Annotated in this window: 20 protein-coding genes and 1 pseudogene; 10 read left to right on the top strand and 11 right to left on the bottom strand. The window is 71.8% G+C overall.

Annotated elements, in window-relative coordinates; translation table 11 throughout:
• Positions 1 to 19 precede the first annotated feature (19 nt).
• Complete coding sequence (locus HCJ93_RS05175; RefSeq protein WP_167991487.1) at positions 20 to 217, top strand: hypothetical protein; 198 nt, start codon at positions 20 to 22, stop codon at positions 215 to 217.
• Positions 218 to 457: 240 nt separating this feature from the next.
• Positions 458 to 1,405 (top strand): hypothetical protein, encoded by a 948-nt coding sequence (locus HCJ93_RS05180; RefSeq protein ID WP_167991488.1) that lies wholly within the window; start codon positions 458 to 460, stop codon positions 1,403 to 1,405.
• Positions 1,406 to 1,540: 135 nt separating this feature from the next.
• Here the strand turns inward: HCJ93_RS05180 and HCJ93_RS05185 are convergent, their stop codons facing one another.
• Positions 1,541 to 1,960: a Rieske (2Fe-2S) protein gene (locus HCJ93_RS05185; protein ID WP_167991490.1), complete on the bottom strand. Its 420-nt coding sequence runs from the start codon at positions 1,958 to 1,960 to the stop codon at positions 1,541 to 1,543.
• Between the two features lie 134 nt (positions 1,961 to 2,094).
• On the opposite strand from HCJ93_RS05185, the gene HCJ93_RS05190 reads away from it, so the two are divergent.
• A complete protein-coding gene (locus HCJ93_RS05190) occupies positions 2,095 to 3,006 on the top strand; it encodes a carbohydrate kinase family protein (RefSeq protein ID WP_167991492.1) in 912 nt (303 codons plus the stop codon).
• A gap of 84 nt (positions 3,007 to 3,090) precedes the next feature.
• Here HCJ93_RS05190 and uvrA read toward each other — a convergent pair whose 3' ends face one another.
• Positions 3,091 to 6,129, bottom strand: a complete 3,039-nt coding sequence (gene uvrA / locus HCJ93_RS05195) for an excinuclease ABC subunit UvrA (protein ID WP_167991493.1) — start codon at positions 6,127 to 6,129, stop codon at positions 3,091 to 3,093.
• 223 nt (positions 6,130 to 6,352) lie between these two features.
• Here uvrA and HCJ93_RS05200 point away from each other — a divergent pair, with 223 nt between their 5' ends.
• Complete coding sequence (locus tag HCJ93_RS05200; protein WP_167991495.1) at positions 6,353 to 7,042, top strand: maleylpyruvate isomerase family mycothiol-dependent enzyme; 690 nt, start codon at positions 6,353 to 6,355, stop codon at positions 7,040 to 7,042.
• A 122-nt stretch (positions 7,043 to 7,164) separates the two neighbouring features.
• On the top strand, positions 7,165 to 7,821 hold the full coding sequence (locus HCJ93_RS05205; protein ID WP_167991497.1) for an MBL fold metallo-hydrolase: 657 nt from the start codon (positions 7,165 to 7,167) through the stop codon (positions 7,819 to 7,821).
• Between the two features lie 114 nt (positions 7,822 to 7,935).
• On the opposite strand, the gene aroQ is transcribed toward HCJ93_RS05205, so the two are convergent.
• The 7 genes and pseudogenes from aroQ to HCJ93_RS05240 form a co-directional block, all read right to left on the bottom strand.
• Positions 7,936 to 8,409 (bottom strand): type II 3-dehydroquinate dehydratase, encoded by a 474-nt coding sequence (gene aroQ, locus HCJ93_RS05210; RefSeq protein ID WP_167991498.1) that lies wholly within the window; start codon positions 8,407 to 8,409, stop codon positions 7,936 to 7,938.
• A gap of 169 nt (positions 8,410 to 8,578) precedes the next feature.
• Positions 8,579 to 9,679 carry a calcium:cation antiporter gene (locus HCJ93_RS05215; RefSeq protein ID WP_167991500.1) on the bottom strand — a complete coding sequence of 367 codons (1,101 nt, stop codon included), beginning with the start codon at positions 9,677 to 9,679 and terminating at the stop codon, positions 8,579 to 8,581.
• A 78-nt stretch (positions 9,680 to 9,757) separates the two neighbouring features.
• The gene (locus HCJ93_RS05220; RefSeq protein WP_167991502.1) at positions 9,758 to 10,759 is read right to left on the bottom strand and encodes a TerC family protein; all 1,002 of its coding nucleotides are present in this window, start codon (positions 10,757 to 10,759) and stop codon (positions 9,758 to 9,760) included.
• A 317-nt stretch (positions 10,760 to 11,076) separates the two neighbouring features.
• Positions 11,077 to 13,102: pseudogene (locus tag HCJ93_RS05225) on the bottom strand (TerD family protein).
• A gap of 231 nt (positions 13,103 to 13,333) precedes the next feature.
• Entirely contained in the window at positions 13,334 to 13,912 is a 579-nt protein-coding gene (locus HCJ93_RS05230; RefSeq protein ID WP_167991504.1) for a TerD family protein, read from the bottom strand.
• A 164-nt stretch (positions 13,913 to 14,076) separates the two neighbouring features.
• Entirely contained in the window at positions 14,077 to 16,251 is a 2,175-nt protein-coding gene (gene uvrB, locus HCJ93_RS05235; protein ID WP_167991505.1) for an excinuclease ABC subunit UvrB, read from the bottom strand.
• A 116-nt stretch (positions 16,252 to 16,367) separates the two neighbouring features.
• Positions 16,368 to 17,243 (bottom strand): MHYT domain-containing protein, encoded by an 876-nt coding sequence (locus HCJ93_RS05240; RefSeq protein ID WP_167991507.1) that lies wholly within the window; start codon positions 17,241 to 17,243, stop codon positions 16,368 to 16,370.
• Positions 17,244 to 17,531: 288 nt separating this feature from the next.
• Between HCJ93_RS05240 and HCJ93_RS05245 the strand changes: the two genes are divergently transcribed.
• Complete coding sequence (locus HCJ93_RS05245; RefSeq protein WP_167991508.1) at positions 17,532 to 18,407, top strand: glycerophosphodiester phosphodiesterase; 876 nt, start codon at positions 17,532 to 17,534, stop codon at positions 18,405 to 18,407.
• Positions 18,408 to 18,550: 143 nt separating this feature from the next.
• Positions 18,551 to 19,105 carry a methylated-DNA--[protein]-cysteine S-methyltransferase gene (locus HCJ93_RS05250; protein ID WP_167991510.1) on the top strand — a complete coding sequence of 185 codons (555 nt, stop codon included), beginning with the start codon at positions 18,551 to 18,553 and terminating at the stop codon, positions 19,103 to 19,105.
• Positions 19,106 to 19,191: 86 nt separating this feature from the next.
• On the opposite strand, the gene HCJ93_RS05255 is transcribed toward HCJ93_RS05250, so the two are convergent.
• On the bottom strand, positions 19,192 to 19,653 hold the full coding sequence (locus HCJ93_RS05255; protein ID WP_167991512.1) for a VOC family protein: 462 nt from the start codon (positions 19,651 to 19,653) through the stop codon (positions 19,192 to 19,194).
• Positions 19,654 to 19,753: 100 nt separating this feature from the next.
• Here HCJ93_RS05255 and HCJ93_RS05260 point away from each other — a divergent pair, with 100 nt between their 5' ends.
• Both HCJ93_RS05260 and HCJ93_RS05265 read left to right on the top strand, forming a co-directional pair.
• A complete protein-coding gene (locus tag HCJ93_RS05260; RefSeq protein WP_167991514.1) occupies positions 19,754 to 20,665 on the top strand; it encodes a pseudouridine-5'-phosphate glycosidase in 912 nt (303 codons plus the stop codon).
• Positions 20,662 to 21,576 (top strand): carbohydrate kinase family protein, encoded by a 915-nt coding sequence (locus HCJ93_RS05265; RefSeq protein ID WP_373563554.1) that lies wholly within the window; start codon positions 20,662 to 20,664, stop codon positions 21,574 to 21,576. Before HCJ93_RS05260 ends, HCJ93_RS05265 begins: the two co-directional genes overlap by 4 nt.
• A 357-nt stretch (positions 21,577 to 21,933) precedes the next feature.
• On the opposite strand, the gene HCJ93_RS05270 is transcribed toward HCJ93_RS05265, so the two are convergent.
• Positions 21,934 to 22,752: a methyltransferase domain-containing protein gene (locus HCJ93_RS05270; protein WP_167991516.1), complete on the bottom strand. Its 819-nt coding sequence runs from the start codon at positions 22,750 to 22,752 to the stop codon at positions 21,934 to 21,936.
• 202 nt (positions 22,753 to 22,954) lie between these two features.
• Between HCJ93_RS05270 and HCJ93_RS05275 the strand changes: the two genes are divergently transcribed.
• The gene (locus tag HCJ93_RS05275) at positions 22,955 to 24,082 is read left to right on the top strand and encodes a magnesium and cobalt transport protein CorA (protein ID WP_167991517.1); all 1,128 of its coding nucleotides are present in this window, start codon (positions 22,955 to 22,957) and stop codon (positions 24,080 to 24,082) included.
• The last annotated feature ends 55 nt before the right edge of the window (positions 24,083 to 24,137 follow it).

Below are 24,137 nucleotides of genomic sequence, written 5' to 3' on the forward strand. Positions count from 1 at the left end.
CGAGGCGGAGGGCGATCGGATGCGACGCACGCGGATCGAGAAGCCACGACGACGGGCCGGAGCGCGCCGGTACCAGGACGCGACGCCCGCCCGCGGCTCGGCGCAGCAGACCTGTGGACTGCGGGCTTCGCTCGATCCGCGCGACCCCGACGTCGTGCGCGCCAAGCGCCTCGCGCGGCAGAGCGACCGGGAGGACGGGCAGAGCGCCCGGCCCTGACCCGACAGGGGGCAGAAGTCCACGGCGGCGAAGCGCAGGGGTGCACGGCGGCCCGGTGCGCACGGCGGCCCGCGCAGGTGTTGTCGCGGCCAGGTCAACACGCTTCAATGCGTGGAAGCTCGGGGACCTGAACGGCCGCGTACGGATGTGAAGATCCGCCGCGCGCCCACGGGAGGGCCCGGGGTACCCCGCGCGCACGGTCTGACCAGCCGTTTGTGGACTTCACAGAAAGGCCCCTGCATGCCGCACGCCACATCGCACGCGGACATCGCCTCCGTGGAACTGGACTCCGCCCTGCGCGGCGGCCCCTTCCATGTCGCCCTGCGGGCCGCGATCGCCGCACGCGGACTGCCGTTGCAGCGCGTACAGCACCATCTCTCGCGCCACGGCGTGAAGGTGGGCGTCACCAGTCTGAGCTACTGGCAGCAGGGGGCCCGGCGCCCCCAGCGTCCGGAGTCGCTGCGCGCGGTGCGGGCGCTGGAGGAGATACTGCAGCTGCCCGAGGAGTCCCTGATCCGGCTGCTCGACGATTCCGGCGGCACCCCGGCCGGCCGGCGCTCGGCGGGCCGCTCGTACCGGAACCTCGTCGAGGCCGCCGGCGCGGCCGAGGAGCTGCTGGCCGAGCTCGGCGTGCCGCGGGACAGCGGCCTGCACACCCTGAATCACTACGAGCGCGTCCGCATCGGGGCGCGCCGCGAGCTGGCCGAGCGAGAGTCGCACCACATCGTGCGCGCGCACCGCGACGGCGTGGACCGCTTCGTGGCCGTCCACCACGGCGACCCGGGCTGTGCGCCCGAGCGGATGACCGTGCACGCCCTGGAGAACTGCCTGGTCGGCCGGGTGCGGCGGCACCCGGAGAGCGGCGTGCTCGCCGCCGAACTGCTCTTCGGCCTCCGCCTGCGCGCCGGGGACACCTTCCTCTTCCGCTACGTCGTCGAGGACGGCACGGCCGGTGTCTCGCACGAGTACGTGCACCGGTCCGACGCGCACGGCGGCCAGTACGCCCTGCAGGTGTGCTTCGACGCCGGGGCGCTTCCGGTGAGCTGCCACCGGTTCACCCAGCACTCGGCGGCCGCCCCGCGCGCGGGCCGGCAGGAGCTGGCGCTGAACGGACGGCACCACTCGGTGCACCTGGTGGAGCCGCGCGTGCGGTCGGGGTACGTGGGGATCGCCTGGGACTGGGAGTGACCGGCCGTTTCGTCCGGCGGACAAAGCGGCGCGCCGAGGGCCGGCTCCGGGGTGGCGGGACGAGGGGGACGGAGTGACGGGCACGAAACGGGCGCCGGCGGGTGGCATCCGGGCAGGGTCACTGCCCCGGTCCGCTCAGGCTTCCGGCCCGGCGACGATCGTGCCGTTCTCGACCTCGACGGCGAGCCTGGTCAGCGGCGCCACGGCCGGTTCCCGCAGCACCTTGCCGCTGGTGGCGTCGAACTCGCTGCCGTGGCAGGGGCAGATCAGCCTGGTGCCCTCGAGCTTGCTGATGGCGCACCGCGCGTGGGTGCAGATGGTGCTGTACGCCGCGAGTGTGCCGTCCTCGCCCCGGCTGACCACCACGTTGTGGTCCCGGTACAGCTTCGCACCGCCCCGGGCGACCTCCTTCTCGGCGCCCAGCTCGACCGGTCCGGTCGGCACGGCGGGCTTGCTCTCGCCGCCGGCGCAGGCGGTGAGGCCGAGTCCGGCCACGGGGGTGAGGGCGACGCCTCGCAGGACGGTTCGGCGGCTCGCGGCGGGTCGGCCAGGCATGGTCTCTCCAGGGTCGGGGGTCGGACATCGGGACGATACCGGGCGCTGATCAGGGGGTGTGCGGGCAGGTGGCACCTCGGGCGTGCCTGCCTATCCTTGAGCACCCTCTCGTACGTCCGGGAAAGGAACTCCTCGTGATCGTCGTAGCCGGTGAGGCCCTGATCGATCTGGTCCCGCAGGGGACGGGAGCGCTCGCGTCGCTCACTCCGGCGCTCGGCGGCGGGCCCTTCAACACCGCGGTGGCCCTGGGCCGCCTGGGCAGCCGGACCGCCTTCTGCTCCCGGATCTCCCGCGACGCCTTCGGCCAGGCCCTGCTCGACCGGCTGCGCACCACCGGGGTGGACGTCTCCGCGGTGCAGCGCGGCGACGAGCCGACCACCCTGGCCGTGGCCACGGTCGGTGCGGACGGGTCGGCCGCGTACACCTTCTATGTGGAGGGCACCGCGGACCGGCTGTTCAGGGTGCCCGACGCGCTGCTGCCCGGCACCCGGGCGGTGTCGTTCGGGACCTGCTCGCTGGTGCTCGAGCCGGGCGCGACCGCGTACGAGCAGCTGATGCGCCAGGCGTCGGCGCAGGGTGTGTTCACGGCGCTGGACCCGAACATCCGGCCGGGGCTGATCGCCGACCCGGACGCCTACCGGGCGCGGTTCCGCGGGTGGCTGCCGTCGGTGTCGCTGGTGAAGCTGTCCGCGGAGGACGCCGAGTGGCTGGGCGGAGATCCGCGGGAGTGGCTGGCGGCCGGTCCGTCGGCGGTGGTGATCACGCGCGGCGGTGAGGGACTGACCGCGTACACCCGCGACGGGGGCGTGTACGCGGTGCCCGGGGAGCGGGTCACGGTGGTGGACACCATCGGCGCCGGCGACACGGTGAACGCGGCGCTGCTGCACGGGCTGGCGGTGCGGGACGCACTCAGCGCGGAGAAGCTGGCCGCTCTCGGGGAGACCGGCTGGCGGGAGCTGCTCGGCTTCGCGGCCCGCGCGGCGGCGATCACCTGCTCGCGTGCGGGCGCGGAACCGCCGTACGCGCACGAGATGGGCGACGTCTGAGGCGTCCCCGCAGGCGGCCGGGCGTGCGAGCGCGCCCCGCGGATCCTGGATCCGCGGGGCGCGCTCGGTGCGGTGACGGGCAGGTCAGCCCTTGGTCGCGCGCGTGCTCTTCTTCGCGGCGGCCTTGGCGGTCTTCGTCGCCTTGGCCGTCTTGGCCGTCCTGCTCGCCTTGGCCGTGCTGTCGACCTTCTTGGTGGCGGTCTTCCGCGCGCTGGTCCTGGCGGCGACCGTCTTCTTCGCCGCGGCACCGCGCGGGGCACTCACCTGGGCGTCGCTGATCCGGTCGGCGCCGAGAATCTCCCGCAGGAACTTGCCGGTGTGGCTGGCCGGGACCGCGGCGACCTGCTCGGGCGTGCCCTCGGCGACCACGAGGCCGCCGCCGGCGCCGCCCTCAGGGCCCATGTCGACGATCCAGTCGGCCGTCTTGATCACGTCGAGGTTGTGCTCGATGACGATGACCGTGTTGCCCTTGTCGACCAGGCCGGACAGGACCTTGAGCAGTTTGCTGATGTCCTCGAAGTGCAGTCCGGTGGTCGGCTCGTCCAGCACGTAGACCGTGCGGCCGGTGGAGCGCTTCTGCAGCTCGCTGGCGAGCTTGACGCGCTGCGCCTCACCGCCGGACAGGGTGGTCGCGGACTGGCCGAGCCGGACATAGCCCAGGCCGACGTCGTTGAGCGTCTTGAGGTGACGCGAGATCGCCGGGACCGCCTCGAAGAAGTGCATGGCCTCTTCGATCGGCATGTTGAGCACGTCCGCGATGGACTTGCCCTTGTAGTGGACCTCCAGGGTCTCCCGGTTGTAGCGGGCGCCGTGGCAGACCTCGCACGGGACGTAGACGTCCGGGAGGAAATTCATCTCGATCTTGATGGTGCCGTCGCCCGCGCAGTTCTCGCAGCGGCCGCCCTTGACGTTGAAGGAGAAGCGTCCGGGCTGGTAGCCGCGGACCTTCGCCTCGGTGGTCTCGGCGAACAGTCTGCGGACGTGGTCGAAGACGCCGGTGTAGGTGGCCGGGTTGGAGCGCGGGGTGCGGCCGATGGGCGACTGGTCGACGTGGACCACCTTGTCGACGAGGTCGTCGCCCTCCACCCGGGTGTGCCGTCCGGGGACGGAGCGGGCACCGTTCAGCTCGCGGGCCAGGTGCGTGTAGAGGATGTCGTTGACCAGCGTGGACTTGCCGGATCCCGAGACGCCGGTGACGGCGGTGAACACGCCCAGCGGGAACGAGACGTCGATGTCCCTGAGGTTGTTCTCGCGAGCGCCGTGCACCGTGAGCCGCCGCGTCGGGTCGACCGGGCGCCGGATCTCGGGCAGCGGAATGGACTTCTTGCCGGACAGGTACTGCCCGGTCTGCGACTCGGCGTTGGCGAGCAGCTCCTTCAGGGAGCCGCTGTGCACCACCTTGCCGCCGTGCTCACCGGCGCCCGGTCCGATGTCGACGATCCAGTCGGCGGTCTTGATGGTGTCCTCGTCGTGCTCCACGACGATCAGGGTGTTGCCCATGTCGCGGAGCCGGACGAGGGTCTCGATCAGCCGGTGGTTGTCCCGCTGGTGCAGGCCGATGGACGGCTCGTCGAGGACGTAGAGCACGCCGACGAGTCCGGAGCCGATCTGCGTGGCCAGGCGGATGCGCTGGGCCTCGCCGCCGGAGAGGGTGCCTGCGGCTCGGTTGAGCGAGAGGTAGTCCAGGCCGACGTCGACCAGGAAGCGCAGCCGCTCGTTGACCTCTTTCAGCACCCGCTCGGCGATCTTCTTGTCGCGGGCGGACAGCTTGAGCTCGCCCAGGAAATCCGCGCAGTCGCTGATGGACATGGCGGAGACCTCGGCGATCGACTTGCCCATGATCGTGACGGCGAGGACGACCGGCTTCAGGCGCGTGCCCTCACAGGCGGGGCAGGGCACCTCGCGCATATAGCCCTCGAAGCGCTCCCGGCTGGCGTCGCTCTCGGCCTCGCTGTGCCGGCGTTTGACGAAGGGGACGGCCCCCTCGAAGGCCGTGGTGTAGCGGCGCTCGCGGCCGTAGCGGTTGCGGTAGCGGACCTCGATCTGGGTCTTGTGCCCGTACAGCAGGGCCTTCTTGGCGCGCTGCGGCAGCCCGGCGAACGGGATGTCGGTGCGGAAGCCGAGCGCGTCGGCGAGGGCGCCGATGAGACGGCCGAAGTAGTCCTTGGTGTGGCCGTGCGACCAGGGGTGGATGGCGCCCTCGTCGAGGGTCTTCTCCTGGTCCGGGACGATCAGCTCCGGGTCGACCTCCATGCGCGTGCCGATGCCGGTGCACTCGGGGCAGGCGCCGAAGGGCGAGTTGAACGAGAAGGAGCGCGGCTCCAGCTCCTCGAAGGACAGGTCGTCGTACGGGCAGTACAGGTGCTCGGAGTACATCCGCTCGCGCTCGGGGTCGTCCTCGGGGAGGTCGACGAAGTCGAGCACGACCATGCCGCCGGACAGGCCGAGGGCGGTCTCCACGGAGTCGGTGAGGCGGCGCTTGGCGGAGTCCTTCACCGTGAGGCGGTCGACGACCACCTCGATGGTGTGCTTCTCCTGCTTCTTCAGCGCGGGCGGGTTGGCGAGCTGGACCGTCTCGCCGTCCACCCGGGCACGGGAGTAGCCCTTGGCCTGGAGGTCGGCGAACAGGTCGACGAACTCGCCCTTGCGCTCGCGCACCAGCGGCGACAGCACCTGGAAGCGGCTCCCTTCCGGAAGCTCCAGGACCTTGTCGACGATGGCCTGCGGCGACTGGCGCGAGATGGGCCGGCCGCACTCGGGGCAGTGCGGCTTGCCGATGCGCGCGAAGAGCAGGCGGAGATAGTCGTAGACCTCGGTGATGGTGCCCACCGTGGAGCGCGGGTTGCGCGAGGTCGACTTCTGGTCGATGGAGACCGCCGGGGACAGGCCCTCGATGAAGTCGACGTCCGGCTTGTCCATCTGCCCGAGGAACTGCCGGGCGTAGGAGGAGAGCGACTCCACGTAGCGCCGCTGCCCCTCGGCGAAGATCGTGTCGAAGGCCAGCGAGGACTTGCCCGACCCCGACAAACCCGTGAAGACGATGAGCGAGTCGCGCGGGAGGTCGAGCGAGACATTCTTCAGGTTGTGCTCGCGCGCGCCACGGACGATGAGACGGTCGGCCACGCCGGTCCGCACCTTTCTTGAGAGAAGTGACAGGGGCGGGGCCCCCGTGCTTTCTCAGACTAGGGGGAGCCACTGACAACGCCGGTCGGATTCACCGGTTGACAACAAACCCCGGCCATCCAGCATGCCCGACGCCACCCACGACCATATAGCACGTGCATTCGATTTATGGTGCGGCTTCACCGCCTTCCCCCGAAGGTGTGGCGCGACTAGGGTCAGCAGCATGATTGATCACGCTCATGACCTGGAGCTTGTACAAGCCGCGACCGACCGGCTGCTCACCGCCGTCGGCGCCCTGGACGACGCGGCTGTGACCCAGTCGTCACGACTTCCCGGCTGGACCCGCGGCCACGTCCTGGCCCATCTGTCCCGGAACGCCGACGCCCTGGTGAACGTCCTCGAGGGCCGGCCCATGTACATCTCCGGTCAGGCGCGCGAGGCCGACATCGAAGCCGGCGCCCCGCGCCCGCTCGACGAGCAGCTCGCCGATCTGCGCGGGAGCGCGGAGCGCTTCCGGCGGGCCGCCGCCGCTCCGCAGGACTGGTCGCGGACCGTGGAGCTGCGCAACGGGGTCACGGACCAGGCGGCCCGGGTGCCGTTCCGGCGCTGGATCGAGGTGGAGCTGCACCACGTGGACCTCGGCATCGGCTACGAGCTCGAGGACCTGCCCGCCGAGTTCGTGGAGCGGGAGATCGACTTCCTGGCCCGGCGGTTCGCCGGGCACGAGAACGTGCCGGGGACGACGGTCACCGCCGAGGACGGACGGTCCTGGACCACCGGGGGCGGCGCGGAGGGCGGCCCGGTGCTGGTGGAGGGTCCGGCCACCGAGCTGCTCGGCTGGCTCGCCGGACGGCGGGACGGCTCGGCGCTGCGGGTGAAGGGCGGCGCCCTGCCCGCTCTGCCGCCACTCTAGACAGGTCCCGACGGGTCCGGACGGTTCCGACGGGTCCGGACGGGCGCAGTCCGGCACAGCCCAGCACCGCGGTGCCGGCGGCAATCGCACGGCGGCGCGGTTGCCGCTATAGGCTGACGACCATGACGTACAGCGGTCGGGTGACGGTCGGCGGCCCCGCCGACGTGCACGAACTCAAGGATCTGATGATCACCAAGATCGCGGTCGGCCCCATGGACAACAACGCCTATCTGCTGCGTTGCCGGGCCACCGACGAGCAGTTGCTGATCGACGCGGCCAATGACGCGGACACGCTGCTGGGCACCATCGGAGACGACGGTCTCGCGTCCGTCGTCACCACCCACCGGCACCCCGACCACTGGCAGGCGCTCGCCGCGGTGGTGGAGGCCACCGGGGCCCGCACCTACGCGGGCCGCGAGGACGCCGAGGGCATCCCGGTGCCCACCGACGTGCTCGTGGACGACGGCGATGTGATCCGCGTGGGCCAGGTCGAACTCACCGCCCGCCATCTGGTGGGGCACACTCCGGGGTCGATCGCCCTGATCTACGACGACCCGCACGGACATCCTCATGTGTTCACCGGGGACTGCCTCTTCCCTGGTGGCGTGGGCAACACCCACAAGGACCCCAAGGCCTTCGCCAGCCTGATGCACGACGTGGAGACCAAGATCTTCGACGTGCTGCCCGACGAGACCTGGGTCTACCCCGGGCACGGCGACGACACCACGCTGGGCGCGGAGCGCCCCCACCTGCCGGAGTGGCGCGCCCGCGGCTGGTGACCGGCCGGGTGCGGGCCCGGTGACCGCACCGCACCGGTGGCGCGGTCCGGGGCGGCCGCCCAGTGGCGCGCCCGCGGCGGGCTGCCGGCTCGGGCGGCGGGGCCGCGCGGCGTTCTACGCCTCCGCCAGCCCCGCGCCGGCCAGCTTCGCGATCCGCTCCACCGCGAACACATAGCCCTGGACGCCGCACCCCGCGATCACGCCGTCGGCGCGCAGCGAGACGTACGAGTGGTGCCGGAACTCCTCACGCCGGTGGATGTTGGAGATGTGCACCTCGATCACGGGCAGATCGTCGCAGGCGTTGAGCGCGTCCAGGATGGCGACCGAGGTGTGCGAGTAGGCGCCCGGGTTGATCACCACTCCGCAGTGGTCGAGCCGCGCTTCCTGGATCCAGTCGACCAGCTGCCCCTCGTGGTTGGACTGCCGGAAGTCCACCGTGCCGCCGTGGGCCGCCGCGGCCTTGACGCACATCGCCTCGACGTCGGCGAGCGTGTCGGACCCGTAGATCTCCGGCTGCCGCTGCCCGAGGAGGTTCAGATTGGGTCCGTTGAGGATCATGATCGGGGCGCTGGCCAGGCTGCGGGGCACGGTGAGGCTCCTCCGGTCCGTACGGGGCGGGGTGCGGTGACGGCACGCCACCGCTGCACACGGTTTATCACGATGCGCCGGCCGCACGACCCCTCCGGCCTGCCGGGATGACGCGGGCAGCCCTCCTTCCCCGGGCGAGCGATGGCCCGTGGCGCAGCGCCGCGGTGCGTCACGGGTTGATCGCCAGTTCCAGGTAGGCCGCGAGCAGGACCAGGTGGACTCCGCCCTGGAGCGGGGTGGCGCGGCCGGGGACGATGGTGAGGGCGCCCACCACCACGGTCAGGGCGAGCAGCACCATGTGGGTGTTGCCGAGGCCGAGGACGAGGGGGCCGGAGAGCCAGAGCGAGGCGAGGGCGACCGCGGGGATGGTCAGGCCGATGCTGGCCATCGCCGAGCCGAGCGCCAGGTTGAGGCTGGTCTGCACGCGGTCGCGGCGTGCGGCGCGCACCGCGGCGATCGTCTCCGGGAGCAGCACCATCAGCGCGATGATCACACCGACGACGGCGTGCGGCAGACCTGCGGCGTCCACGCCGGACTCGATGGTGGGCGAGACACCCTTGGCGAGGCCGACCACGCCGACCAGGGCCAGGGTCAGCAGTCCCAGGCTCATCAGGGCCGTGCGGGTGGAGGGGGGATCGGCGTGCACCTCGGCGGTGATGGGATCGCCCTGCCTGGTGATCGGCAGGAAGTAGTCGCGGTGCCGCACGGTCTGGGTCGCCACGAACAGGCCGTAGAGAATCAGCGAGGAGACCGCGGCGAAGGTGAGCTGGACCGAGGTGAACTCCGGGCCGGGCTTGGTCGTCGTGAAAGTGGGCAGCACCAGGCTGAGCGTGGCCAGGGTGGCGACGGTGGAGAGCGCGGCGCCGGTGCCCTCCGAGTTGAAGATGGCGGTTCCGTGCCGCAGGGAGGCGACCAGCAGGCTCAGTCCGACCACGCCGTTGCAGGTGATCATCACCGCGGCGAACACGGTGTCCCGGGCGAGGGTGGCGCTCTTGCCGCCGCCGTCGGCCATCAGCGTGACGATCAGCGCCACCTCGATGACCGTGACGGCGACGGCGAGGACCAGTGAGCCGAAGGGTTCGCCGACCCGGAGGGCCACGACCTCGGCATGGTGCACCGCCGCCAGCACGGCGCAGGCGAGGATCAGCGTCGCCAGTGCCACGACCACGCCGGGCAGATCGCGGCCCCAGGTGAGGATCAGCAGGACTGCGGCGAGCACCGGTGCCAGAAGAGTCCACTGTGCCAGGAGTGGCCTGAGCCGCTCGATCATGAGGCGATCGTCCCAGAGGTCCAAGGGCCCCGCACCTGGTCGTACGGGGTCCGTGCGGTCTGCTCAGGCGGCATGCGGTCAGGCATCGACACTCTTCTTCCCGGGGCTCTCGGCACCGCCGCCCGCCGCCTCGGCCGCCGACTGCTTCCGCGAGGCGCGCAGGCTGGTGAGGGTGGTGACGATCAGGACGGAACAGATCACGCCGAGCGAGACGGGGATGCCGATCTCGGGAACGTGGACCCCCGACTCGTGCAGCGCGTGCAGCACCAGCTTCACTCCGATGAAGCCCAGGATGACGGACAGCCCGTAGGAGAGGTGGACCAGCCTTTTCAGCAGTCCGCCGATCAGGAAGTACAGCTGCCTGAGCCCCATCAGGGCGAACGCGTTGGCCGTGAACACGATGTACGGATCCTGGGTGAGGCCGAAGATCGCGGGGATGGAGTCCAGCGCGAACAGCACGTCGGTGGTGCCGATGGCGAGCATCACGACCAGCATCGGGGTCATGACCCGCTTGCCGTTCTCGCGGATCCACAGCTTGGTGCCGTGGTAGCGGTCGGCCACGCCGAAGCGGCGTTCGGCGGCCTGGAGCAGCTTGTTCTCCTCATACTGCTCGTCCTGCTCCTCGGCCCGCGCCTCCTGGATGAGCTTCCAGGCGGTCCAGATGAGGAAGGCGCCGAAGATGTAGAACACCCAGGCGAAGCTGGCGATGATCGCCGCGCCCGCGGCGATGAAGACGGCCCGCAGCACCAGGGCTATGAGCACACCGACCAGCAGCACCCGCTGCTGGTACTGCGACGGCACCGCGAACTTCGCCATGATCAGGACGAAGACGAAGAGGTTGTCGACGCTCAGCGATTTCTCGGTGATGAAGCCGGCGAAGAACTCGCCGGCGGGTGCGCCTCCGGCGAAGACCAGCAGGCCGATCCCGAAGAGCGCGGCCAGGGCGATCCAGACGACGGTCCAGATCCCGGCTTCCCTGACGGAGACGTCATGCGGCGTGCGGCCGATGAAGAAGTCGACGGCGATCAGCAGGCAGAGCCCCGCGATCGTCAGGCCCCACAGGGTCGGGGAAACATCCACTGCGCCTCCGGCAGATTCGTCACTGGGCAATAGTCGGCGTCTTCGCTGCCGGAGGTCTCTTCCGCCCGGATTCGCGCGATGACAGCGCGGTACTGAACCTCGGGCCGACGCCCCGGGATCTGGTCCGATCCGTATTGACGGGGTCGCCGCACAGACAGGGAGTACTCCCCTCCGTGCCACGAACCATACCCGCTTCACCAAGGACTGGTAAAGGGATGGGTAAAAGAAGGGACAAGTGCGCAGGTCAGCCTGGCTTTACCAATCCTTGATCGCGGAGCCGGGGGAGCCCGGCTGCATCCGGCCGCCGCCCGGGGCCGTCAGCGGTTCCAGGCGCGGCGGGCCTCGGCGACCTTGGTGAGCACCTGGTGGAGCACCTGGCTGCCCGCCGGCACGAGCGTGGGCTCGTACGTCCAGGCGTGCCCGACCCAGGGGTCGGCCAGGTGGTTGTCGGCGACCGGCGTGAGCCGGAGCAGCGACCGCCACAGCGGATCGAGCAGCGGGCCGAACCCGGCGGACTCCTGGCGGTCCGCGACCATCATCAGGTGCACCCCGACCGCGGGGCCCTCGTCGGCGAGGTAGCGCAGCTGGTTGACGGCCCGGTCGTCGAAGCCGTGCGGGAAGTCGTTGACGATCAGCAGCTGCTGGGACATGTCGAAACCGGGCGGCAGGGCGTCCGGGGCGCCGCCGCGCAGCGCCATCTGTACCAGGTCGACCCGCTGGGTGAGCCGGCCGAGCGTCTCCGACACGCCCGCCGCGCCCTGGGCGGGCGGGAACGTGAGCACCCCGGTCTGGGTCAGCGGCGCCAGCGCCTGGGCGCCCGACCCGGCCGGGTCGATGACGTGCACGGTGAACTCGCCGGCCGGGTAGACGGCGAGCAGCCGGGCCGCGTGCGCCACCGCGGTGTCCATGGCGAGGCGGCGCATCTCGTGCGCGTCGTGGAAGGAGCCGTCGAGGGACTCGGCCCGCCCGCTGTCGATCCACAGGCCCCGCTCCAGCGGCAGCCGGAGCAGCATCGGGATGCGCAGCCGCTCGGCCTCCGGCAGACGCAGATCGCCCAGGCGCAGCGCCATGGGTATCTCCATCGGCACCTTGTAGGCGTGCCAGACGGGGTTGTCCCAGCGGGCGAAGGCCGGCGGCAGCGCCGGCTCGACCACCTCGGACTCGGCGACCAGCTGGGCGATGTCCCGGTCGAGCGCCTCGCGGGCCCGGTCGACGAGCTGGGCGTGCCGGGCGCGGGCGGCCTCACGCGCGGCGTCGGCCTGACCGCCGATCCGGCTGCGCGGGTCGGACAGGACCTGCTCCAGCTCCTTGTCCATGCGGGACTCGGCGAAGTCGACCGCACTGCGGTAGGCGGCGGTGGTGCGGGCCAGGTCCTCGAACATGCCCCAGACCTGGTTGTAGAGCCGCTCCTCCATGGACCAGCCGGTGGCGTCCCCCGCGACGGGCTGGGCCGGGCGGCCGGGTTCGGCCGGGGGCGCGGCGGCCGGGTTCGGCCGGGGGCGCGGTGGGCGGGGGCGGCGGCGGGGCGGCGGTCTGCCGGCCGGGGTGGCGGTAGTTGACGGGGCTGCCGGTGGGCGCCGGGTTCGGCTCGGGTGTGCCGGAACCGGGGTGGGGCGGCTGGCCGCCGCCCTGGCCGGGCACGCCGGCCAGCTGCCCGCCGTACGTCGGTGCCGGTGCGCCCTGGGGTGCGGTGGCGCCCTGGTCCGGGCCGACCGCCGGGGCGGCGGCGTGACGGGAGCGGTCGCCCTCGGGGGTGCGTGGCGGGGGTGCCTGCACGGAGCGGGCGAGCCCCTGGGCCACGGCCTCGTGGATGCTGCCGGCGAGCTGCTGCGCCTGGTCCAGGCCCTGGTCGCTGAAGAGGGCGGCCAGGCCGCCGGCGTATCCCTGGCCGACGGCGCGCACCTTCCAGGCGCCCTGGCGCCGGTAGAGCTCCAGCGCGATGACGGCCGACTCGGCCTCCAGGCCGGTGATGGTGTAGCTGGCGACCTCGGTGCCGTCCAGGCCGGTGACGGCGACGAAGGGGGCCGCGACGGAGCCGAAGCGGGCGGGGCCTGTGCCGCCGCCGGAGGCGGGCAGGGCGAGCAGCACGCTGACCCGGTGCACCGCCTCGGTCATGGCGTCCAGGTCCACCGCGAGGCGGTGCTGGGCGGCTGCCTGCCGTGAGACCTCCAGGCCGTGCTGGGTGGGCGCTCCCGGATGGGCCACCCATTCCACCCCGTTGATCCGCCCGGCCTCGTCCCCGAGTGCTGCCGCGGCCACGATCGGAGTGCCGGCCGAGATCCGGATCTCCAGACGGGACTGGGAGAGCGGGTGGTTCTGTCCCCGCACCAGCTCGGCCGTCATCGCCTTGTCCCCCTGTGTCGCGTGGTCGCGTGTGCAGTGTCGTGTGCCGCCGCCGGGCGGTCCGCCCCGTCCGTCGGACGACCCGCCGTGTGCGGCCGGGGCGGCCGGTGCGGCTGCCGGGTCCGCGAGGACGGACCGGGCCGCCGCGGGGCCCGGGCGGCGCCTTCGCGACCTGTTCGGCGCCGCCCGGCCCGCTCGGTACCCGGGGCTGCGGGCCCGTGATGTGCGTGATTACAGAAGCGGCAGGATCGCCGGCATCAGGTCCTGGAAGGTGCGGCCGTTGGCCGGGGTGCCGAGGGCCGTCATGGTCCAGCCGGTGCCCGCGCGGTGCACCTTGGCCATGATCTGGGCGGTGTAGGCGCCGCCGCCGGCCAGGGTGTAGCGGGCCAGCTCCTGGCCGTTGGTCTCGTCGACCAGGCGGCAGAAGGCGTTCTGCACCTCCTGGAAGGTCTGGCCCGTGAACGAGTTCACGGTGAAGACGATCTGGTCGATGTGGACCGGGACGCGGGACAGGTCGACCAGGATGGCCTCGTCGTCGCCGCCCTGGCCGGCACCGCCGACCAGGTTGTCGCCGGTGTGGCGGACCGAGCCGTCGTCGCTCACCAGGTGGCGGAAGAAGACGACGTCGACCGGCTGCTTGTCGGCGAAGAGGACGGCCGAGGCGTCCAGGTCGATCTCCCGGGTACGCGAGCCGAACAGGCCGCGGCGAGGGGCCGCCTGCCAGCCGAGACCCATACGGACCGCGGTCAGGCTGCCGCCGTCGTTCTTCTGCAGACTGATGGCCTGACCCTTGGTCATGTTGACGGTCACGCGCTGATTCCCCTCTCGAGCTTTCCCCTGTTGCCGCACAACCGCGGTTGCCGAGAACCCTACGCAGGGGCACTGACAGTGATGTACCCAGGTCCGCACTTTGTGTCGGTCTTGCAACACAGTCCGTGCGGACCGGGGTTGCTGTGCGCTTCTGAGGCGCCCGGTCAGGACAGACCGGCCTCCTGCATCTGGCGCAGCTCCTTCTTCATCTCGGCGACCTCGTCGCGCAGCCGGGCCGCGATCTCGAACTGCAGATCCGCGGCGGCGGCCCGCATGCGTGCGGTGAGTTCCTCGATCTGTTCGGCGAGCTCGGCCGCGGGGCGGTCGGTCGGCACCGTCTCGGCCGCCTTGCCCTTGGCGCCCCTGGCTTGCTTGGCGGCCTTCGCGTTCCTGGCCGGCTCGGCGGTGCTGGCCCCCCTCCCCAGGGAGGGCACGGGGGTCTTGGTACCGCCGCCGTCCTTGCGCGCCTTGCGGTAGCCCGAGCCGAGCAGCTGCTCGGTGTCGATGTCCTCGCGGGCGATCTGCGCCACGATGTCGTTGATCTTCTTGCGCAGCGGCTGCGGGTCGATGCCGTTCGCCCGGTTGTACGCGATCTGCTTCTCCCGGCGGCGGTTGGTCTCCTCGATCGCCTTCGCCATCGCCGGGGTGATCTTGTCGGCGTACATGTGGACCTGGCCGGAGACATTGCGCGCCGCCCGGCCGATGGTCTGGATCAGCGACGTGCCGGAGCGCAGGAAGCCCTCCTTGTCGGCGTCCAGGATGGCCACCAGGGACACCTCGGGCAGGTCCAGGCCCTCGCGCAGCAGGTTGATGCCGACCAGTACGTCGTACTCGCCGCTGCGCAGCTCGCGCAGCAGCTCCACCCGGCGCAGGGTGTCGACGTCGCTGTGCAGGTAGCGCACCTGGATGCCGAGTTCCAGGAAGTAGTCGGTCAGGTCCTCGGCCATCTTCTTGGTGAGCGTGGTGACCAGGACCCGTTCGTCGTTCTCGACCCGCTTGCGGATCTCGTGCACCAGGTCGTCGATCTGGCCCTCGGTCGGTTTGACGACCACCTCGGGGTCGACCAGACCGGTCGGGCGGATGATCTGCTCCACGACGCCCTTGGAGCGGGAGATCTCGTAATTGCCGGGTGTGGCGGACAGGTAGACGGTCTGCCCGATGCGCTCCTGGAACTCCTCCCACTTCAGCGGGCGGTTGTCGAGCGCGGAGGGGAGCCGGAAGCCGTGCTCGACGAGGGTGCGCTTGCGGGAGGCGTCGCCCTCGTACATGGCGCCGATCTGCGGGACCGTGACATGCGACTCGTCGATGACGAGCAGGAAGTCCTCCGGGAAGTAGTCCAGCAGGGTGTTCGGCGGTGAGCCGGGCTCGCGGCCGTCGAAGTGCATCGAGTAGTTCTCCACGCCGGAGCAGGTGCCGATCTGGCGGAGCATCTCGATGTCGTAGGTGGTGCGCATGCGCAGCCGCTGCGCCTCCAGGAGCTTGCCCTGCTTCTCCAGCTCGGCGAGGCGTTCGGCCAGCTCCTTCTCGATGTCGTTGATCGCCCGCTCCATGCGCTCGGGGCCGGCGACGTAGTGGGAGGCGGGGAAGACGTACAGCTGCTGCTCGTCGCTGACGATCTCGCCGGTCACCGGGTGGAGCGTGGTGAGCGCCTCGATCTCGTCGCCGAACATCTCGATGCGGACGGCGAGCTCCTCGTAGACCGGGAAGATCTCGATGGTGTCGCCGCGGACCCGGAAGGTGCCGCGGGTGAAGGCCATGTCGTTGCGCGTGTACTGGATGTCGACGAAGCGGCGCAGCAGCTCGTCCCGGTCGATCTCCTGGCCGACGCGCAGCGGCACCATGCGGTCCACGTACTCCTGCGGCGTGCCCAGGCCGTAGATGCAGGAGACGGAGGCGACGACCACCACGTCGCGCCGGGTGAGCAGCGAGTTGGTGGCGGAGTGGCGCAGCCGCTCGACCTCCTCGTTGATCGAGGAGTCCTTCTCGATGTAGGTGTCCGACTGCGGGACGTACGCCTCGGGCTGGTAGTAGTCGTAGTAGGAGACGAAGTACTCGACCGCGTTGTTCGGCAGCAGCTCCCGGAACTCGTTGGCCAGCTGGGCGGCCAGGGTCTTGTTCGGAGCCATCACGAGCGTGGGGCGCTGGACCTTCTCGATCATCCACGCGGTGGTGGCGGATTTGCCGGTACCGGTGGCGCCGAGCAGGACGATGTCCTTCTCGCCGGCTTCGATGCGCCGGGCGAGTTCCTCGATGGCCGCCGGCTGGTCGCCGCTCGGCTGGTAGGGGCTGACGACCTCGAAGGGCGCCACCGTGCGTTCGATCTGGGAAACGGGCCGCATGCGTTCCACGGTACGACCCGCCACTGACAACGGGCCGGGATCGCCGGGCAGCGGGCCCGGCTCACCGGGCTGCGGGCCACGGGCGGGGCGCCTGCCTGCGGTACCGGAGCGCCCGGTCAGTGCTTCTGCGGGGTGCGGGTGCGGCGCTCCACCGGCCCCCGGTGGCGCAGGCGGCGCCTGGTCGGCGTGGGGTGGGGCGCGGAGTGAGCCGTGGTGCGGGCGGGGACGCCGGGCCGTCGGCCGGCCGGGGTGACGGTCGTGCGTCCCGAGATCATCATCGGGTCGAGGATCACCACGACGCCGGCCAGGACCAGCAGGGCCAGCGGGCCGATCAGCATCGGCGCGAGCAGGGCGGCGGCGGACTCGCCGGTGGCGGGGGCGGCCGTGCCGTGGACGTGGACGGTGAGGGCGGCCATGCCCGTGTAGTGCATGCCGGTGACCGCGAGCCCCATGACGAGGCTCGCTCCGACGCTCCACAGGAAGCCCTTGACCTGTCCGGCCGCCCACAGCGCCGCGGTCGCGGCGGCCATGGCGATGACGACGGAGACGGCGACGGTGAGGGTGTTGTACTCCAGCTCCCCGTCGAGGCTGATGCTGGCCATGCCCAGGTAGTGCATCGAGGCGATGCCGAGACCGGTGAGGGTGCCGCCGGTGAACAGGGCGGCGCCGGAGGCACCCCGGTAGCCGACGATGAAGATCCCGACGCCCGCCATGGCGATGGCGATGGCCAGGCTCGCGAAGGTCATCGCCCGGTCGTAGTGGAGCGTCGTGCCCTCCACGGTGAAGCCCGTCATCGCGATGAAGTGCATGGTCCATATGCCCGAGCCGATGGCGGCCGAGCCCAGCGCGAGCAGACCGGGGCGCCAGGCGCCGGTGACGGCCATGGACCGGGTGGTGCAGCGCAGGCCGAGGGCGCCGCCGAGGCAGGCCATGAGGTACGCCACCAGCGGTGTGACCAGACCGTAGCTGAATCCGTCGACCGTGCCTTGCATGCGCGGCTGCCCTTCCGCCCTTTGCGTCCCGGAAATTCCCGATGGAAGCACCCTCCCAGGACCGCGCGGGCGGTCGGGGTTGACGCAGAGAGTATGGCCCCCACCGGAAGAGTCGAACGACTTTCCGGCAAAGAAACACGCCCTTGCCTCACATGTGCGCCACCAGTGTGCGGAGTGCGGCGACAGCCGTTCAATGTCTGGCCATCCTGCGCCTGCTTGTCGTTGACCCTCTGCTGTCACTGTTGGTCCGTCCGTGACATCGGATCGTCCGACACGCGAGGAGTACGCATGCACCTGCGCGCTGTAACCGCCTCGGCCACCGCGCTCCTGAGCATCACCGCCCTGCTGCTGTCCGCCTCCCCCGCCGGCGCCACGGGCGAGGGACGGTGGCGTCCCGAGGTCGTCGCGCACCGCGGTGCCTCCGCCTACGCACCCGAGAACACCCTTCAGGCCGTGGACAAGGCGGCCGAGCTGGGGATCGACTGGGTGGAGAACGACGTCCAGCGCACCAAGGACGGGGAACTGGTGGTGATGCACGACGACAATCTGCAGCGCACCACCAATGCCGAGGAGGTCTTCCCCGACCGGGCTCCGTGGAGGGTGAAGGACTTCACCGCCGCGGAGATCGCCCGGCTGGACGCGGGCAGCTGGTTCGGCCCCGAGTACGCGGGCGCCCGGGTGCCGACGCTCGAGCAGTACCTGCACCGGGTGGAGCGGCACCATCAGAAGCTGCTGCTGGAGATCAAGAATCCTGAGCTGTACCCCGGCATCGAGCGCGACACCCTCAAGGTCCTCAGCAACGAGGGCTGGCTCGACCGCTGGCACACCCGGGGGCGGCTGATCGTGCAGAGCTTCAGCGCGGACAGCGTGCGTACCGTGCACGAGCTGAAGCCGGCCGTCAAGACGGGCTTCCTGGGCACGCCGCCGGTCGCCGACCTGCCCGCGTACGCGCGCTTCACCGACCAGATCAATCCCCCGCACGGCTCGCTCACCGCGAGCTATGTCACGGCCGTCCAGGCCTTCCGGGGCGCGCACGGCAGGCGGATGGAGGTCTTCACCTGGACCGTGGACGACCCGGCCGCGGCCCGCCGGGTGGCCGGCCTCGGCGTGGACGGCATCATCAGCAACGCGCCGGACGTGGTGCGGGACGCGGTGGGCGGCTGAGCGCCGCGTCGTGATGCCGGTGGCCGTCGGCCGCGTCCGGCCGGGCGGGCGGCTGGTGGACGCCGGCCGCCGCGCCCGCGCGGGGCCGCGGCTCCGGGCCGCTGACCGACGCGTTGTCAGTGGCGGGCCGTACGGTGGGCCGCATGGACAGCCATGGGCAGGACGAGCAGCGGGTCGTGTGGGCCGTCGTGGACACCGGCATCGGCCCGCTGCTGCTGGCGGCGACCGGCAAGGGCCTGGTCAACGTCGTCTTCCACGCGACCGGGACGGTGCGCGACGCGGCCCTGCGGCGGCTCGCGTCGCGGTTCGGCGGTGAGCCGGTCGAGGATCCCGGCTCGCCGCTGCTGGCCGAGGCGATACGCCAGGTCCGGGCCTACTTCGCCGGTGAACGCACCGAGTTCGAACTGCCGCTGGACTGGTCGCTGATCTCCGGCTTCAACCGTGAGGTGCTGCAGCAACTGGCCTCCGGCGTCCCGTACGGCACGGTGGTCGGCTACGGCGACCTGGCCGGGCGGGTGGGCCAGCCCGGTGCCGCGCAGGCGGTGGGCATGGCGATGGGAGCCAATCCGCTGCCGGTGGTGGTGCCCTGCCACCGGGTGGTGGAGAGCGACGGCGGCATCGGTGGGTTCGGGGGCGGTCTGGAGACCAAGCGGCGGCTGCTGGCGCTCGAAGGGGTGCTGCCCGAGCCGCTGTTCTGAGGGCCGGGCAGAGCGTCAGGGCGCGTCGGACGCATCCGGCGTGTCAGCCGCCGGCCGCCGGTCAGGCGCGTCCGTTCGCCGGTCGGCTAGTCGTAATGGCGTGCCTCGAAGACGTTTCCGTCGGGGTCGCGGAAGTAGAAGCTGCGCCGGGCCAGGCCGCGGGCGCCGAAGGAGTCGTGGCCGATGTCCGTCATCGGTACGTCCTGTTCCGCCAGGCGGGTGCGCAGTGTGTCGAAGGCGGCGGCCGTCAGGGACAGGCAGACGTGGTTGACGGGGTGGCCGGCGCTCTCGGCCGCGCCGGGCAGCATCGTCATCCGCTCCGCCTTGGCCACCGGCATCAGGTCGAGGATGGTCTCCTCGTTGACCCGTACCGACGGGAAGGGCGCCTCACCCACGGAGTAGTCGGAGAGCCGGACGGGCTCCAGGCCGACCGCCTTCTCGTAGAAGCCGGCCGCGGCGACGGGGTCGCGCACCCAGAGCACGATGTGGTCGAGGCGTGCCGGGTGCGCTGCGTCCGTCGTGTGATCGTCCGTGGTGTTTTCGCTCATACGTCCAGAATCCGTGATCTTCGTGACGCCGCGCAAGGGGTTTGATCACGGTCCCGGCCCGCCAGAGATGAGGGAAGGGCGACAGACGGGAGGCAGACCAGTGGTGCTCACGGTGTCCGAAGAGGTGCGGGAGGCGCTCGCGTCCGGCCGGCCGGTGGTGGCCCTGGAGTCGACGATCATCGCGCACGGGCTGCCCCGGCCGCGCAATCTGCAGGTGGCGTCGGAGCTGGAGGACACAGTCCGCCAGGAGGGTGCCGTGCCGGCGACGATCGCCGTGCTGGACGGTTCGCCGCACATCGGCCTGGACAAGGACCAGCTGGAGCGGATCGCGAACGAGGACGGGATACGCAAGCTGGGCCACCGGGACCTGCCGCTCGCGATGGCCTCGGGGGCCAGCGGGGCCACCACCGTGTCGGCGACCGCACTGCTCGCCGCCCGGGCGGGCGTGCGGGTGTTCGCGACCGGCGGCCTGGGCGGGGTGCACCGGGAGTGGACGGTGACACAGGACGAGTCGGCCGATCTGTCGCTGCTGGCGCACACGCGGATCACGGTGGTGTGCGCGGGCGTGAAGTCGATTCTGGACGTGCCGGCGACGCTGCAGCGGCTGGAGACCCTCGGCGTCGCGGTCGCCGGATACGGCACGGACCGCTTCCCCGGCTTCTATCTGTCGGACTCCGGGCATCCGGTGGACTGGCGGCTGGACACCCCCGGGCAGGTGGCCGGGGTCATGCGGGCACAGGACGCGCTCGGCGCACCCGAGTCGGCGCTGATCGTGGCGCATCCCGTGCCGGAGGACGAGCAGCTGGACCCGGCGCTGCACGACCGGGTGCTCGCGGAGGCGCTGCACGCCTGCGAGCGGGAAGGCGTCACAGGCCAGGCGGTCACGCCCTTCCTGCTGGACTACCTGGTGCGGCACACCGACGGTGCCTCCCTCGCCGCGAATCTCGCGGCGGTGCGGGGCAATGTGCGCCTGGCGGCACGGATCGCGGCGGCCTGGAACGCCGGGGAGTGACGGTGGGCCGCGCGGGAGCACTGCTGGTCGCCGGCGACGTGATCACGGATGTCGTCGCACGGCACCGGGGCCCGCTGGCCCCCGGCACGGACACCACGGCCTCCGTCCGGCGGGTACCGGGCGGGGCGGGCGCCAATGTGGCCTGCTGGGCGGCACGTTGGGGTGGTGCGGAGGTACGGCTGCTGGGGCGGGTCGGCGCGGACGAGGCGGAGTGGCACGAGCGGGAGCTGACGGCGTGCGGGGTGCGCCCCGTTCTCGTCGTCGATGAGGAGACGCCCACCGGCACGGTGATCTGCCTGGTCGACGAGGACGCCCGGGCCGAGCGGACGTTCCTCACCGACAGCGGTGCCTCGCTGCGTCTCGAACCGGCCGACTGGTCCGACGCGTTGCTGGACGGAGTGGCCCGGCTGCATCTGTCGGGCTACCTGCTGTTCAGCGAGAGCGGCCGGGAGTTCGTGACGGTGGCCATGAAGGCCGCACGCGAACGGGACGTGCCGGTGAGCCTGGATCCGGCCTCGGCCGGGTTCATCAGGCGGCTGGGCGCCGAGCGGTGCCTCGCGCGAGTCGGCGGTGTGGACGTGCTGCTGCCCAGCCGCGACGAGGCATGCCTGCTCACCGGGCTGTCCGACGTTGCGGAGGCGACGGCCCGGCTCAGCCGGAGCGTCCCGCTGGTGGTGACCAAACAGGGAGCGCGCGGCGCGCTGCTGGCACGTTCGGGAGCGGTGTACGCCCGTGTCCCCGCCGGGCCGGCGGTGCCGCGGGACACCACGGGTGCGGGCGACGCCTTCACCGGTGCCTTCCTCGCGGCCCTGCTGGAGGGCGCGGAGCCCCAGGAGGCGGCGGCACGGGGCTGCGCGGCGGGCGCACGGGCGGTGGCACACGTGGGTGGCCGGCCTCCGGCACGGGTCTGAGGGCCTGCTGCAGCACGGTTCCGGTGTCGGCCGCGGGCGGCTGGCTGTCGTCCGCGAGACCCCCGGCGCGGTCTCGGGAGGTCGCGGCCGTGAACCGGGCGGGATGCCGGGCTCACCCCGGCGCCGGATCCGGCCTCAGCCCGGCTCGAGTCGCCTCCACACCCGCCGGACCCTGCTCGGCCCGGCTTCCTCGGCCTGACCAGGCCCGGTCCCGGCCCGGCTTCCTCGGCCTGACCAGACCCGGCCTCAGCCCGGCCCGGCCCGCCTCGGAACCCGCCGGACCGGGCCTTCGGGCCGGCTTGATCTCAGGCGCGGGCCGGCGGGGCCGTCTCGGCACACCTGGAGTCCGAGCGCTCGTCACCGAACCTTGGACGCCTGCGACTTGCGTCCCCGTGCCGAGATCAGCGGCGCGGCCGACAGGGCCAGCTCGCCGGTGGCCAGGTTGCCGAGATGTTCCTCGATGTCCCCCGCGGTGGCCAGCCCCGCCACGAGGAGCCGGTCGCCGAGCAGCCGGACGGTGGCGGACTCCAGCCTGGCGCAGGCCGGATCGGCGTACGGGATGTACGCGTCGGCCGTCACCTCGGTGAGGCCGGCCTGCCGCAGCAGGCGGGGCAGGACGCGGCCCTGGGCATGGCTCTGGGCGTGGCTCTGGCCGCGTGCGGTGCGGAGCTCGTGGATGCCGCGCCGCAGCCGGTTGGCGAGCCGCTCCCCGGGGCCGTGCTCGTCGGGGCAGGCGAGCGGCTGGAGTTCGGGGTCGGTGTCCTCGATCAGCAGATGACCGCCGGGGCGCAGGGCGGCGGCCATGGCGCGGACCGCCCGTTCACGGTCGGCCGCCTCGACGAACGGGAGCCGGGCGTGCACCAGGTCGAAGCCCCCGGCGGGCGGTTCGCCGGACGCGATGTCGTGGTTCAGGATCTCCACCGGCGGTCGGGCGGCGGGGGCGGACCAGGTGGTGTCAACCGGCGTGGCCAGCACCCGGCCCGTCGGACCGACCCGTTTGGCCAGCCAGGACACCAGGGAAGTGCTGCCGATCCCCCAGCAGCGCCAGCCGGGGCGGACCCCGACGGCCTCGAGATGCCGGATCGTCGTGGGGTCGTACAGGGCGGCGAAGGCGTCATGGCCCTCCGCCGCCTCGGCCTGCCGGTGGTGGAGCACGTTCCCGTCGGTTCGCATCATGATGCGATCATCCCATTTGCCCGGCTTGTCCCCGGTGGGCGACGCGGCGGGAACGCGGCCCGGCGTGGTTCGTCCACAGCCGGGAACAAAGCGGAACGAGCCCTTTCCACAGGCCCGCACGCGGATCTGGCCGTGCTGGCAGACTGATCGCCAAGGCGCGGAGCGCGGAAGCTGCGCGGGGGAACCACGCGAGGAGAGCCTGATGTCGAGGGCAGCACAACTGCGGAGGGTCACCGGTCTCGGCAGGGTCGCCGGACTGCGCAGAGTCGCCCGGCTGACCCGGCGCCGGGCCCGTGTGGACCTGAGCCACCCGGCCCGCTCGCCGCTCGGCTCCTCGGTGGTCAACTGCGTGACCTACCGGGACGGTGTGCGCACGGCGGCCAGCGGCGATCCGGTGGAGGCCGTGCGGCAGGTGCGCAGGAGCGGCGAGGGTTTCGTCTGGCTGGGGCTGCACGAGCCGGCGGACGAGGAGTTCACGGGCGTCGCCGAGCTGTTCGACCTGCATCCGCTGGCGGTCGAGGACGCGGTCGAGGCCCACCAGCGCCCCAAGCTGGAGCGGTACGGGGAGACGCTGTTCGCGGTGTTCAAGACAGTCTGCTATGCCGAGCACGAGGAGCTCACCGCCACCAGCGAGGTGGTGGACACCGGCGAGATCATGGTGTTCCTCGGCCCGGACTTCGTGGTCACGGTGCGGCACGGCCGGCACGGCTCGCTCGGTCCGGTGCGTGAGGACCTGGAGTCCGACCGGCAGCAGCTCGCCCTGGGGCCGTCCGCGGTGCTGCACGCGATCGCGGACCACGTGGTGGACGACTATCTGCGGGTCATCGACGCGGTGCAGCTGGACATCGACCATGTCGAGAGCGACGTCTTCGCCGAGCACGGCGCCCGGGTCGATCCGGGCCGCATCTACCAGCTCAAGCGTGAACTCCTCGAGCTGAAGCGGGCCGTGGTGCCGCTCGACCGCCCGCTGGAGGAGCTCGCCACCCGTCCGGCCCGGGTGATCGCCCCGGACATACAGGCCTACTTCCGCGACGTGGCCGACCATCTGCAGCGGGCGAAGGAGCAGATAGCCTCCTTCGACGAGCTGATCAACTCGATCCTGCAGGCGCACCTGGCGCAGGTCACGGTCGCGCAGAACGAGGACATGCGGAAGATCACCGCCTGGGCCGCGATCGTGGCGGTGCCGACGATGGTCTGCGGCGTCTACGGGATGAACTTCGACCACATGCCGGAGCTGCGCTGGCGGTACGGCTACGGCTTGGTCCTGGGCGTCATATCGGTGGCGTGCCTGCTGCTGTACCGGGCGTTCCGCCGCAGCCGCTGGCTCTGAGCGGCCCGCGGTCCGGGCCCGCCGGGGCCGGACCCGGACCGCGGCACGGGGCCGG

Origin of the sequence: Streptomyces composti (assembly GCF_012034205.1) — a bacterium.
GTDB lineage: Bacteria > Actinomycetota > Actinomycetes > Streptomycetales > Streptomycetaceae > Streptomyces > Streptomyces composti.